Raw genomic sequence first — 12828 nt, forward strand, 5'->3', positions numbered from 1 at the left:
CCTAAATTCAGAAAATTTCCACAACTTTTTACTGTAAATTGCAAAAAAATCAGAAAAAATTTTGAAAATTGTGTTAAACTACCATTGAACTGGAGGAGAACTTATGAAATTATTTGATGTTATTGTCGTTGGAGCTGGTACTAGCGGAATGATGGCCGCGATCGCAGCGGCTAAGTCAGGCAGCAACACTTTACTAATAGAAAAAAACAAACGCGTCGGGAAAAAGCTTTTACTAACAGGTGGCGGGCGCTGTAATGTTACAAATAATCGCCCAGCAGACGAAATCATTGCCCACATTCCTGGTAATGGGAAATTTTTGTACAGTGCGTTTTCACAATTTAACAATTACGATATTATGGAATTCTTTGAGTCTAACGGTACACACTTAAAGGAAGAAGATCATGGTCGAATGTTTCCAGTAACGGATCGATCCAAAACAATCGTTGAAACACTTTTTAATCAATTAGAGAAACTCGACGTAACAATTTATACAGAAGCTAAAGTCGAGAAAATTTTGCGTAAGGATGATCAGGTTATCGGAGTCGCACTAGAGCACAAAAAAATCTATGCCCCTTGTGTTGTTTTGACAACGGGCGGTCGAACGTATCCTTCTACTGGGTCAACGGGAGATGGATATAAACTTGCAAAAAGGCTTGGTCATACGATTAGCCCGTTATATGCTACCGAGTCCCCGATTCTCTCTGATGATGGCTTTATCAAAGATAAAACGTTGCAAGGTCTTTCTCTACAAGACGTTTCTCTTTCTGTTCTAAACAGCAAAGGAAAAGTTGTTGTTGAGCACCAAATGGATCTCTTATTTACCCACTTTGGTATTTCTGGTCCAGCTGCTTTACGTTGTTCTAGTTTTGTAAACCAAGAATTAACGAAAAATAACCAAAAGTCTGTTACATTACAACTAGATATTTTCCCACAAAAAACAAGTGCGGAACTAAAAAATGAAATTAAACAAAAAATATCAGACCAACCAGATAAGTCTTTAAAAAATGCGTTGAAAAATTTAGTTCCTGAACGTCTACTTGATTTTGTTTTAAACAATGCTGCGCTTTCTGACCACCAAGCCAAACAAGTCTCGGAACAGCAGTTAGATGAACTGGTTGATTCCTTAAAGTCTTTTAAGATTCATGCTGAAAAAACGCTGCCCATCGAAAAGTCTTTTGTGACTGGAGGCGGTATTTCACTAAAAGAAATCCAACCGAAAACAATGGAGAGCAAATTAGTTAATGGTTTATTTTTCGCAGGTGAATTACTGGACGTCAATGGGTACACTGGTGGTTATAATGTTACAGCTGCTTTTGTCACTGGACACGTTGCAGGAACTCATGCGTCTAACATTGCTGAATATACTTATTTACCTCCATTAGATGAAGAATAGACTAATCTATCCTCCTTTAAAACTCTGGAAATCCAGAGTTTTTTTGCGCTTATATAATGGTTCCTACGACTTTAGCAGGATAAAAAAATAAAAATAAATCAGTCTTTTGTTCGATTCATTTTATTGCTATTCATGTGAAAATGGTTTTAGGAGGTGGTTACGATGAAAATCAACTTAAAACGACAAACCACATGGGGCTGTGTTCGTCACTTTTCTGTCTATAGAAATGGAACCTACCAAGGAAAACTATTTAATAATATTTCAACTGAACTTGATGTTAATGTTGGTGATACACTTGAATTTAGAGAAGGTAGTTTACGATTCTCACAAAAAATAAAGATTACACCTGAAACCGATGAAATAACTATTACCAATACAAACCATATTCAGCAATTATTTTCTCTATTTATTATCTTATTTTTAGCTATTTCTTTAATTAGTCTTTCAATTGAATCTTTATCACTTTTTCTATTTACTGAGATTACAGCTTTTGTCTTGCTCAATCAACTCTTTCGTTATCGTTCTTATCAATTTAGTGTTGAAACACACCATCCAATAAAGTCATTTTTCAAAGACGTTGTCGCACCGAAAATAATAATGTAACCCAAATAAAAAGATTGAATGTCTCTGTTAAAGAGGCATTCAATCTTTTTATTTTTTAATTACTCTTCATTAATTCGGTTACATAGGCAACTGTATCTGGTTGTTCTTTTTCGATTTTAACAATTGCTTCAGCGAAATTTGGTAAATGTTCTTTGTGTGCAACCAATAATTCATCTAATAAGGTTTTCGCCATGGCACCTCCTGGAACTAATGGGTTGATCGTAAATGCATGTAGTGCAGCACCATAATCTCCATCAATTGCAGCGCGAATAACTGTTTCTTCCATCCCTTTCATCACTTGGATAATACCGCGCGCAGCTGCTGGGAATGCGCCCCAATTATAAGGTTCATGTCCATGAGCCGTTACTGGTCCAGAGACTTCAACCACACAATCATAAGGCAAATCTGTAATCGTGCCATTATTTTCAGTTGAAACAACCATATCTGTACGCTTATCGTTATGGATAGATGCAATCAATTCACACGCTGCATCACTATAATGCGTACCGCCGCGTTGTTCTAATTCTTTTGGTTTGTAATCTAAATTAGGATCTTTATATAATTCAAACAAACGAGCTTCAGTTTCCTTTACGACTTGTGCTCTTGTTTCCCCTTTTTCAAATTCTTCAATCGAATGTTTTAACATTTCGTCTTCAATGTAGTAATAGCGATGATACCCACAAGGTAACATACCTAAGTCTTTGATTTGTTCATAGTGAAATGGTGCATTATGAATATTTTTTAAGTGACTTTCAGAATCTTCCTGTGGTCCATATATTAAATCGATCAATTTTTGTGTGCGTTCATTTCCTTGCTTGTCCCAAACACGATGCCAATGGAAATGATTGATTCCTGCAAATTTAAAGAATAAATCTTCTTCTGGAATACCTAATTTTTCAGCGGCTTGTTTTCTGTGTCCAATTGGCACATTACACAAACCAGCAGTTTTTTTCCAACCACCATGTTTGATTGCAGCTTCTGTAACCATACCAGCAGGATTGGTAAAATTGACCAACCAAGCATCTGGACATAATTCTTTCATATCTTCAATAATTCCTAGGATCACTGGAATCGTGCGGAAGGCTTTAAACATACCGCCAGCTCCATTCGTTTCTTGACCTAATACACCATGAGATAACGGAATACGTTCATCTTTGATTCGAGCGTCAAGTAACCCTACACGGAACTGCGTTGAGACAAAGTCAGCATCTTTCAACGCTGCCCGACGATCCAAAGTCAAATGGACTTCCCAATCTAAACCAGCTGCTTTCACCATACGTTTCGCCATGGCACCAACTGTCTCCAGTTTTTCTTTCCCCGCTTCAATATCGACTAACCAAATTTCTTTAATTGGTAATTCATCTTTTCTTTTAATGTAACCCTCGATCAGTTCTGGCGTGTAGCTTGATCCTCCACCGATTGTTGCGATCTTCAATGCATTTCTTGTCATATGTTTCCCTCCTGATTTTTTGTTCAGAATATGTTCTGACATCGTTTACATTTCTATCATAATATGTGGGAATGTTCCCATGTCAAGCTCTTTTTAAATTAAAATATGGTATACTTTAAAAGTAAGTAGAATCCAGTCCTTATAGGTTATTTATAGAAACTAAATTCATTTCATATAACGGGGTGTTGTAATGACCACAATTATTGATGTAGCTAAACAAGCTCAAGTATCAAAATCCACTGTTTCTAGAGTTATTTCTGGGAATGGTTATGTAAGTCAAGAAAGTCGCAAAAAAGTCTTGGAAGCAATGGAAGCGTTATCCTATTCTCCAAACTTGATTGCTCGAAATCTTCAAAGTGGTGAAACGAAAACAATTGGCTTTCTTGCCCAAGGATTTATCGATCCTTTAGGTATTTTTCTTGAAAGCTTCATATCCATTGCGAAACGTTACAATTATTATGTCACATTGTATTTTACTGATGGTGATAAGAAAAAGGAAATCGATGCCTTAAATCAAATGAAGTACAAACAATTAGATGGTGTATTTATTTTAACGCGTGCAAACAAGTGGGAGATTATCGAACCTTATAGCCTCTATGGTCCAATCGCTACTTGGCATAGGATTGATTCTGAAAGAATTTACTCTTCCTATGTCGACCATTATTCAGGTTATCTACGATCATTGAACTATCTTTATGATAGAGGCTATCGCTCAATTGGACATGTTTTAGGAAATTCAGAAAACTTAAATACGAAGGCACGGATAAAAGCCATTGATGATTTCCAACAAGATAAAAATATTCCAATCAAAGAAGAATGGCTTTTCCATGACAGAGCACGGCTTGATAACGGACGTAACATTGCACATACATGGCACAAGATGGCAAATAAGTCGGATGCTATGGCTTTTTACACAGATTCAGTCGCTGCAGGTTTTATCTCCGAACTCCAAAATCTAGGGTATTCAGTTCCTGAGGATGTTGCTGTGATTGGATTTGATAATAGCGAAATCAGTCGATTAATGCATATTACAACCGTTGATTACTCAATCAAACGTCAAGCTCAAAACTCCTTTATTTATATTCATAACCAATTAAATAGAGAAACCATTGCTGAGCAAGAGATGAGTGTCCAGCTAATTGAAAGAAAAACGGTTCCATTACGAAAAAAAGAACTTGATAAAAATGCATCAAGCTCCGAAAATAATTAAAAGTACGTTTTTATTATTTAAATTTTATAGAGGTTGGACACGAGCAATCCCTTTTGGAATAAGCTTCTGTCCAACCTCTTTATTATTAATTTACTTTTTTACGTTCGTTTCTTAAAATAGAAATCGATTGTTTTAAGGATTTTAAAACGCCACCCTCACTATACACAAGTACGTTCGATTTGTAGAGCTTCGCTGAAAACATTGTCAACAATACACCAAAAACGACAAGAATCAAAACAGAAATCATAGCACCTGTGTTACTTACTGTTTCGCTAGCTAAACGGATCGGCATTATGAAGGATGAAATTAACGGAATATAAGAAGATACTTTGATTACGATATTTTGTGGATCTGTTGTACCTAAAGAAATCCCAATAAAATAACCTATCATAGCAATGTAGATGATTGGTTGAACGGCTTTTGCTGTATCTTCTGGTTTTGATACTAACGAACCGCATAATGCTGCTAACACTGAATAAACCAAGACACCTAATACAAAGAATACTAAAGTGAAATAGAGGAAACTTCCAAATATGTTCGTTGAGGAAAGTCCATCTAGCAAACTTTTCACCATATCTAGGTTTTTCAATTGTGAGTAGCCGATTCCAATCGATGCAGCATAAATCACAATTTGTGTTAGGGCTACTAAGATTACACCAGTTAATTTACCATAAAAATGTGTTTGGGCTTTCGTACTTGATAAAATGACTTCCATGATTCGAGTCCCTTTTTCAGAAGCAATTTCTTGAGCGATAATAGAGGCATACGTAATAATAATCACCCAAAGAATGATTGTTATTACAAAAGACATAGCAGATTGAATACCTGTATTATCTTCCCCAGTTGTCATTGTTCCGTTATCATCAAAGCTAACTTTGGTCTTTTCAAAATTTGCTGGTTGGCTCAAGCTTGCCAACTGCTCAGCTGTCAAATTCAATTTACTCGCATTTAATGATGATTGTACACCATTCAGCATTTGTCCCATCATCATTTCAGTCGTCGTTCCTAAAGAGGATTCTGCATACAATTTTCCTTGAATTTGCTCATCATTTGTATTTAAAACTAAAAAAGCATCAATATCTTTATCTTTTAATTGTTTTTCTGCTTCTTTTTGCGATGTCACAACTTTAAAGGTATAATCGTCTGTTTTTGATTTAGCCAATTGTGTTGCCAGTTCTTGATTATCTGAAACCAACCCAACTTTCGTTTCCTCTGAAAAACCACCAGCTAGTGAACCAGCTGCAAAAATAATACCCATAACAATAAATGGAACCAAAATCATAATAATAAAAGATACCGATTTAACATTTTTTTTGTAAACATCACTTGCTATGATCCAAAATTTACTCATTTGGTTCACCTGCTTTCATCTTAAATATTTCTTCTAACGTTGGTGGTTGTTGGTTAAACATTGGGATATAGCCAAATTGAGTAGCTCGTGCAAAAATCTCTTGACCTGCTTTTGGATCAGTTAGTGTTATTTCCACCACACCATCTCCACGTTTCTCAGCGGATTTGACGCCGTCGATCGCTAACACATCTTCTGGATTCAAAGGAGATTCTAAAAAAACTTTTGTCCGTCCAAAACTTTCACGAATTTCATGGACTTTACCATTCAACACCATTTCCCCACTTCTTAACATTACAAGGTGGTCACAGATTTTCTCAACATTATCCATATTATGGCTAGAAAAAATCACGCAAGAGCCCTTTTCTTTCAATGCCAATATTCCATCTTTTAATAGTTCGGCATTGACTGGATCCAAGCCACTAAAAGGTTCATCTAAAATGACTAATTTAGGTTCGTGAATCAAGGTGGCAATTAATTGGACTTTTTGTTGATTTCCTTTAGAGAGTGATTTGACCTTATCCGTTTTCTTGCCTTTGACCTTGAATTTTTCCATCCACTCGTCTATTTTAGGTTCAATTTCTTTTTTTGATTTCCCTCTTAGTTGCGCAAAATAAATTAGTTGTTCTTGAATCGACACTTTGGGATATAAGCCTCTTTCTTCTGGTAGGTAACCGATATCATTATAGTCTTTACCGCTTAATTGATGTCCATTCCAAAGAACAACCCCACTATCTTGTGTTAAAAAATCTAAAATCAATCGGAATGTGGTCGTTTTTCCTGCACCATTTTGACCGATCAATCCTAGTATTTTTCCATCTGGAATTTCAAAAGACATATTATTTACTGCAGTATAATCCCCAAATGTTTTAACCAAATCTTTTACTTCTAACATTTTCCATCCTCCTATAGTCAAATTCAAACTTTTTATCAACAAAAACAGTCATTATTTTTATGAATCAATTCTTTTTTATAAAGAATCTTTTAGTATGATACTGAACAGCAAGCCTATTATAAAGCCAATTACAGCTAAGAGAATACTATCTCTTACGATCCTCTGCCTTTTTGCAAAGTACTCAGGTCGATTATAATAGTTGGTGCGATCATTATACATCACGAGTGAGAATATAACACATATTGCTACCCCTATTGGTAGTGCTGTAAATACCATGGCACTGATTATCAAAATTATTCGTATTCCTGATGTTGCTAGAATAGTGTTCGATGTATCTTTAGTTAACGCAATAAATGTGAGCAAACCGATTCCCAGTGGTAAATAGATAAAGGACCGTATTAATAGCCAAATCCATTCTTTTTTCATGCGAATCCAGTAACTTTCTGGATCTGAATAAATTGTCGGCGTGCCGCGATCAGCCTTAAAATAAAAATATTTTTTCTTATAATTCGCTACATTTTCCCAACCTGCTTGCTTATAAATAACCAAATATTCAGACAATTCATTTGATGAACCATCAAAAAAATCTACTGAAAATTCTTTGTCTTCCGGCATTCCTTTTTCAAATACAAGAAACCCTACTTGATTCATTCTCTTAAAGTGCCAGCCTTTATTCGCTAGTTTTTTTAAGAGCTGCATCTCTTTCTCTGGATAAAATGCAATTCCTCTAGAATAAATGTATTTCTTTCCCCTAAACATCTTCATTCATTTCTCCTTTTTCAGCTAACAGGCGGCTTCCAGCTTGATAAAGAAGTTTGCGGCGCTTGGTATCGGTTTTTAAGAGCTCCAGCCCCTTATCTGAAATTAAATAGATTTTTTTCCGTTCATTACTTTCTTCGAGTGTAATCAATTGGTTCTTCTCTAACTTTTTTAAGATCGTATACATACTTGCTGGACCAATATTGACTTGCCCATATGTTAAACTATTCACTTCCTTCATGATAGCATACCCATGTTGTGGTTTTAGTAAGGCTAGTAGGATCAAATAGCTGGAGTCCGTCAATGTATCTTCCATGGAATCTTGCCCCTTTATATCGTATAGTGATATATCACCTAATGATATAGTATCGTGCGTGCGAACTTCTGTCAATCATTTCTTAAAATTTTAGAGCATTTTTCTTGACAACAAAGATTGAGATAGAATAAACAAAAAAACTAAAGCTACCCAAGTAACTTTAGTTTAATGAATGACTTATTTAGTGTTTTCGTCCAGCTCGGTTTGATCCTGATGCAAATGATCAAACACATTCTTCGCAACATTTTTTGGCAAACCAGAGGTAATTAACTCCTCTATAGACGCTGCCGTAATATTTTTCAATGATTTAAACTGTTTTAATAGCTCTTTCTTTCGTTTGGGTCCTAATCCTTCTATTCCATCTAATCGGGAAGCAAAACTATTTTTACTTCGTAATTGACGATGGAAAGTGATGGCAAATCGATGGACTTCATCTTGGATTCGTTGTAATAAGAAAAATTCTTGAGAATTCCTTTCGAGATCAACGATGTCCAAATTAGGACCAAAAAGCAATTCACTTGTTTTATGTTTATCATTTTTTGCTAATCCCGCAATGGGAATGTCTAAGCCAAGTTGATTATCTAGTACCTCTTTAGCAGCATCAACCTGTCCTTTCCCACCATCGATTACAATCAAATCAGGAAATGGTAAATTATCTTTGAGAACTCGAGAATAGCGACGATAGATGACTTCTCGCATCGACGCATAATCATCTGGTCCTTTTACAGTTTTGATTTTGTATTTTCGATATTCTTTTTTGTCCGGACGACCATCGATAAACACTACCATTGCTGAAACAGGGTCTGTTCCCATGATATTCGAGTTGTCAAACGCTTCGATTCTGATTGGGGTCGGAATATTCATCGCGTTCCCTAACTTTTCGACAGCGCCAATTGTTCTTTCTTGTTTTCTCACAATCAAGTCGAATTTTTCTTGTAATGCAACCGTAGCATTTTTACCGGCCAATTTTACTAGTTTCTTTTTCTCTCCTCGTTGAGGTTGTAAAACTTTCGTAGAGAGCATCGCTTCTACACTAGCAATATCGATATTATCAGGGATCAGCACTTCTCTTGGAATAAAATGTTCATTTTCTTGGTAAAACTGTCCAATAAAGGTTAAGAAATCTTCTTCTTCTTCATTATAAAATGGAAAAATAGAAACATCTCGCTCAATCAGCTTTCCTTGTCGAACAAAAAATACTTGCACGCACATCCAGCCTTTATCAACCGAATACCCAAAGACGTCACGGTCAACTAAGTCTGCATTCGTCATTTTTTGTCGTGTCATCACTGTTTCAATCGCTTTGATTTGATCGCGGTATTCTGCTGCTTTTTCAAACTCCATATTTTCAGCAGCTTCATTCATTTTTCTTTGGATTTCTTCTTGAATCACTGGGTGTCCACCGTTCAAAAAGCTTTTGATTTCCGCTACCATCTCCGTATACGTTGATTTGGGAATATCAAAAACACAGGGCGCTAAACATTGTCCCATATGATAATAGAGGCAAACCTCTTTGGGTAAGACCCGACATTTTCTTAAAGGAAAAAGTCGGTCCAACAACCGTTTCGTTTCATTTGCTGCACCAACATCTGGATAAGGACCAAAATACAACGCTTTGTCTTTGGAAACTTTTCTCGTGATCAATAATCGAGGATACTCTTCATTTGTTATTTTGATAAAAGGATAGCTTTTATCATCTTTCAACATGATATTGTATTTAGGGTCATTTTTATGGATCAGATTGATTTCCAACAGTAATGCTTCAATATTTGATTCTGTCACAATATATTCAAAATCTTCTATTTCACTGACTAGTCGTTCCGTTTTCGTATCATGGCTACCAGTAAAATAAGAGCGTACTCGGTTTTTTAGTATTTTTGCTTTCCCAACATATATGATTGTTCCATTTTTATCTTTCATCAAGTAACAACCTGGTTGGTCAGGAAGCAAGGCTAATTTATTTTTGATTCTTTCGTTCATAGTACTTCCCTTCTTTTTCTTGATAACTTGTATTATACCATTTTCTAGAAAGTTAGACATAAAAAAAAGGATGAAGAAACTCTCCATCCTAAGTGAATTCTACAGATGTTTGCCGATCAATGCGCGTAATTGTTCTTTAGAATGAACACCTACTGCTTTTTCTACAACTTCTCCGTCTTTTTTCAAAAGTAATGTGGGAATACTCATGATTCCAAATGAAGCTGGTGTCTCAGGATTTTCATCCACATCCATCTTCGTAATTTTCACTTCACTCTCATCATATTCTTCACTTAATTGTTCTAAAATCGGTGATTGCATGCGACAAGGACCACACCAAGTTGCCCAAAAATCGATCAATACAAGACCGCTATCTGTTTCAGTTGAAAAATCTTTATCCGTAATTACTTGTGTCATATTGAAGACCTCCTACTTTTTACATCTAAAATAATTATAGCACTCGTCGCCTCATTCAGCCAGCTTTCTGCTTACTAAAGGTAAGCAAGCTACTTGAACTTCACGATTGTTGCACCATTTCCACCTTGATTTCCCGGCGCAAATTCAAAACTGCTTACACTGCGATGGTTTTTCAAATAATCCGTGATTCCTGTTCTCAGAGCACCCGTTCCTTTTCCATGAACAATTGTTACCTGAGGATACCCTGCCAATATAGCTGCATCCAAGTATTGATCCACTTCAGCTAGGGCTTCTTCATAACGCTTCCCGCGTAAATCCAATTGATTTGCTACATGGCTACTTTCACTCGAGCGAACAGCTGTTACTCTTTGTTTCGGTTCTTTCTCAGGAGCAACTGGCGTCATGTCGCTTTCGTCTACAGACATTTTTAAAATCCCTAATTGAACTTGCCATTCATTCTCACTAGATTTCCGAATCAACGTTCCTCTTTGTCCAAAGGTGTTGACGATCACTTCATCACCAGATTTTAGTTTCTTCTGTTCTTTGGCTTTTTTTAGTACTTTATTTTTTTCTAGATGCGTTTCTTCTTGATGGAGTTGAGAAAGTTTTGACTTAGCATCGATTAATTGATGTTCTTTCACACCACCTTGATTTCCACCCGTTAGCTGCATTTTACGGATATCTGAAATAATATCACTTGCTTCATCTTCAGCCTGTGAAACCAATTCGTTCGCTTTTTTTCGAGCCTTCACCATTTCTTTTTCGCGTTCATCAAAAAAGTAACCATAGGCTTCTTTCAATTCTTTGTGAAGTCGCTCTGCTTCCTCGACATAATGGCGTACTTCTAAATATTCTGTTTCTGCCATTTTACGACGATTCTCTAAATCAGCGATCATTTCATTTAAATCCTGGCTTTCACCATCCATAATATGTTTCGCTTCATTAATGATCGTTGTATCTAGCCCTAAACGTTTTGAAATTTCAAATGCATTACTTCGTCCTGGAACACCAATCAACAAACGATACGTTGGACTCAATGTATCTACATCAAACTCCATACTGGCATTGATAGTCCCCGCACGATTATAGCCATACACTTTTAATTCAGGATAATGGGTCGTTGCCATTACGTAGGCACTTTTACTACCTAATGCATCCAAAATTGAAATAGCCAATGCTGCACCTTCTTGAGGGTCAGTACCTGCACCCAGTTCATCAAATAAGACTAAACTATGCTCGTCAACTTTTTTCAATACATCGACAATGTTGGTCATGTGAGAAGAGAATGTACTTAAACTTTGTTCGATGGATTGTTCATCACCAATATCTGCAAAGATTTCGTCAAAAATACCCATTCGACTTTCTTCGCCTGCTGAAATTGGCAAACCAGATTGTCCCATCAATTGAAGCAATCCTAAAGTCTTCAATGTGATGGTTTTACCACCTGTATTAGGTCCAGTGATTACCACTGCCTGATAATCCTTACCAAGTGTAATATCGTTTGGTACAGCTTTGGCTTGATCTAACAATGGATGCCTAGCTTGTTTAAAATAAATATGATTTTCTTTGCTTATTTCTGGAACGACAGCATTCAGTTCCTTACCAAAACGAGCTTTTGCATTTATAAAGTCCAACTTACCGATAACATAAGCATTATGCATAATATCATTTCGATGTGGAACCAATTCAGCAGATAACACAGATAAAATGCGTTCGATTTCATTGCGTTCTGCAATTTGATGTTGACGTAAGCGATTGTTTAAATCAACAATTTGTTTCGGTTCAACAAATAGTGTTTGACCTGAAGCGCTTTGATCATGTATTACTCCGCCAAAAACACTTTTATATTCTTGTTTGACAGGGATAACATAGCGTTCATTTCTCATTGTTACAATAGCATCGCTCAGATATTTAGCATTTTTTCCTCTTACGATACCATCTAACTGTTCTCGAATCGTTTGTTCACTTCTGCGAATATTCGTTCGAATGATTTTTAATTCAGGCGAAGCTTCATCTGTTACTCGCCCATCCTCATCAATCGACTCTTTTAATCTACGGCTCAATTCAGGTAAAACAATCAATTGGTCGATCCAAGAATAAAGCCTTAATAATTCGATTTCACTATCTTGTAAATCATTAAAAAAACGGATAACTTCAGAGGTCGTTGTTAGTACACGACCAACGTGAGCTAATTCTACGCCATTCAAATCAGCACCAATTTCAATACGCTTCATATGCGGACGAATGTTCTCTAATTTTGGAATAGGGATGCCACCCCGTAAGCGTTGAATTTTCAATCCGTCTTCTGTTTCTTCTAGCCAATCTTGTATAATTGTTGCATCATTTACTGGTGCTAAATGTTCGATTTCTTCTATGCCCTGAGCTGTCACAACATATTGAGATAGGAACTGCTTGACCTTATCAAACCCCAATGTTGTTAAAATTCGTGTATTCATTTTT

Annotated in this window: 11 protein-coding genes; 3 read left to right on the forward strand and 8 right to left on the reverse strand. The window is 36.2% G+C overall.

From position 1 onward, the window contains the following. Nucleotides 1–103: 103 nt before the first annotated feature. Complete coding sequence (locus I586_RS02080; protein WP_010764828.1) at nucleotides 104–1393, forward strand: BaiN/RdsA family NAD(P)/FAD-dependent oxidoreductase; 1290 nt, start codon at nucleotides 104–106, stop codon at nucleotides 1391–1393. 162 nt (nucleotides 1394–1555) lie between these two features. After that, nucleotides 1556–1996 (forward strand): hypothetical protein, encoded by a 441-nt coding sequence (locus tag I586_RS02085; RefSeq protein ID WP_010764827.1) that lies wholly within the window; start codon nucleotides 1556–1558, stop codon nucleotides 1994–1996. 55 nt (nucleotides 1997–2051) lie between these two features. On the opposite strand, the gene I586_RS02090 is transcribed toward I586_RS02085, so the two are convergent. Continuing rightward, nucleotides 2052–3446 (reverse strand): 6-phospho-beta-glucosidase, encoded by a 1395-nt coding sequence (locus tag I586_RS02090; protein WP_010764826.1) that lies wholly within the window; start codon nucleotides 3444–3446, stop codon nucleotides 2052–2054. Between the two features lie 190 nt (nucleotides 3447–3636). On the opposite strand from I586_RS02090, the gene I586_RS02095 reads away from it, so the two are divergent. After that, nucleotides 3637–4656 (forward strand): LacI family DNA-binding transcriptional regulator, encoded by a 1020-nt coding sequence (locus I586_RS02095; protein ID WP_010764825.1) that lies wholly within the window; start codon nucleotides 3637–3639, stop codon nucleotides 4654–4656. A gap of 85 nt (nucleotides 4657–4741) precedes the next feature. Here the strand turns inward: I586_RS02095 and I586_RS02100 are convergent, their stop codons facing one another. The 7 genes from I586_RS02100 to I586_RS02130 form a co-directional block, all read right to left on the reverse strand. Further along, the gene (locus I586_RS02100) at nucleotides 4742–6007 is read right to left on the reverse strand and encodes an ABC transporter permease (RefSeq protein ID WP_010764824.1); all 1266 of its coding nucleotides are present in this window, start codon (nucleotides 6005–6007) and stop codon (nucleotides 4742–4744) included. Next, on the reverse strand, nucleotides 6000–6899 hold the full coding sequence (locus I586_RS02105; protein WP_010764823.1) for an ABC transporter ATP-binding protein: 900 nt from the start codon (nucleotides 6897–6899) through the stop codon (nucleotides 6000–6002). The genes I586_RS02100 and I586_RS02105 overlap by 8 nt, the downstream gene beginning before the upstream one ends. Nucleotides 6900–6974: 75 nt before the next feature. Further along, nucleotides 6975–7664: a DUF2812 domain-containing protein gene (locus I586_RS02110; RefSeq protein ID WP_010764822.1), complete on the reverse strand. Its 690-nt coding sequence runs from the start codon at nucleotides 7662–7664 to the stop codon at nucleotides 6975–6977. Further along, nucleotides 7651–7974 (reverse strand): PadR family transcriptional regulator, encoded by a 324-nt coding sequence (locus I586_RS02115; RefSeq protein WP_010764821.1) that lies wholly within the window; start codon nucleotides 7972–7974, stop codon nucleotides 7651–7653. Before I586_RS02115 ends, I586_RS02110 begins: the two co-directional genes overlap by 14 nt. Nucleotides 7975–8151: 177 nt before the next feature. After that, nucleotides 8152–9954: an excinuclease ABC subunit UvrC gene (uvrC, locus tag I586_RS02120; protein ID WP_010764820.1), complete on the reverse strand. Its 1803-nt coding sequence runs from the start codon at nucleotides 9952–9954 to the stop codon at nucleotides 8152–8154. A gap of 99 nt (nucleotides 9955–10053) precedes the next feature. Next, nucleotides 10054–10368, reverse strand: a complete 315-nt coding sequence (gene trxA, locus I586_RS02125; RefSeq protein WP_010764819.1) for a thioredoxin — start codon at nucleotides 10366–10368, stop codon at nucleotides 10054–10056. 89 nt (nucleotides 10369–10457) lie between these two features. Beyond that, nucleotides 10458–12824: an endonuclease MutS2 gene (locus tag I586_RS02130; RefSeq protein ID WP_010764818.1), complete on the reverse strand. Its 2367-nt coding sequence runs from the start codon at nucleotides 12822–12824 to the stop codon at nucleotides 10458–10460. Between the last annotated feature and the right edge of the window lie 4 nt (nucleotides 12825–12828).

This window comes from Enterococcus moraviensis ATCC BAA-383, assembly GCF_000407445.1.
In the GTDB taxonomy this organism is placed as follows: Bacteria; Bacillota; Bacilli; order Lactobacillales; family Enterococcaceae; genus Enterococcus_L; species Enterococcus_L moraviensis.

Bases quoted from the DNA above. Each gene is read 5' to 3' on its own strand.
- I586_RS02080 (WP_010764828.1), top strand. From the start codon at position 104: ATGAAATTATTTGATGTTATTGTCGTTGGAGCTGGTACTAGCGGAATG.
- I586_RS02085 (WP_010764827.1), top strand. From the start codon at position 1,556: ATGAAAATCAACTTAAAACGACAAACCACATGGGGCTGTGTTCGTCAC.
- I586_RS02090 (WP_010764826.1), bottom strand. From the start codon at position 3,446: ATGACAAGAAATGCATTGAAGATCGCAACAATCGGTGGAGGATCAAGC.
- I586_RS02095 (WP_010764825.1), top strand. From the start codon at position 3,637: ATGACCACAATTATTGATGTAGCTAAACAAGCTCAAGTATCAAAATCC.
- I586_RS02100 (WP_010764824.1), bottom strand. From the start codon at position 6,007: ATGAGTAAATTTTGGATCATAGCAAGTGATGTTTACAAAAAAAATGTT.
- I586_RS02105 (WP_010764823.1), bottom strand. From the start codon at position 6,899: ATGTTAGAAGTAAAAGATTTGGTTAAAACATTTGGGGATTATACTGCA.
- I586_RS02110 (WP_010764822.1), bottom strand. From the start codon at position 7,664: ATGAAGATGTTTAGGGGAAAGAAATACATTTATTCTAGAGGAATTGCA.
- I586_RS02115 (WP_010764821.1), bottom strand. From the start codon at position 7,974: ATGGAAGATACATTGACGGACTCCAGCTATTTGATCCTACTAGCCTTA.
- uvrC (WP_010764820.1), bottom strand. From the start codon at position 9,954: ATGAACGAAAGAATCAAAAATAAATTAGCCTTGCTTCCTGACCAACCA.
- trxA (WP_010764819.1), bottom strand. From the start codon at position 10,368: ATGACACAAGTAATTACGGATAAAGATTTTTCAACTGAAACAGATAGC.
- I586_RS02130 (WP_010764818.1), bottom strand. From the start codon at position 12,824: ATGAATACACGAATTTTAACAACATTGGGGTTTGATAAGGTCAAGCAG.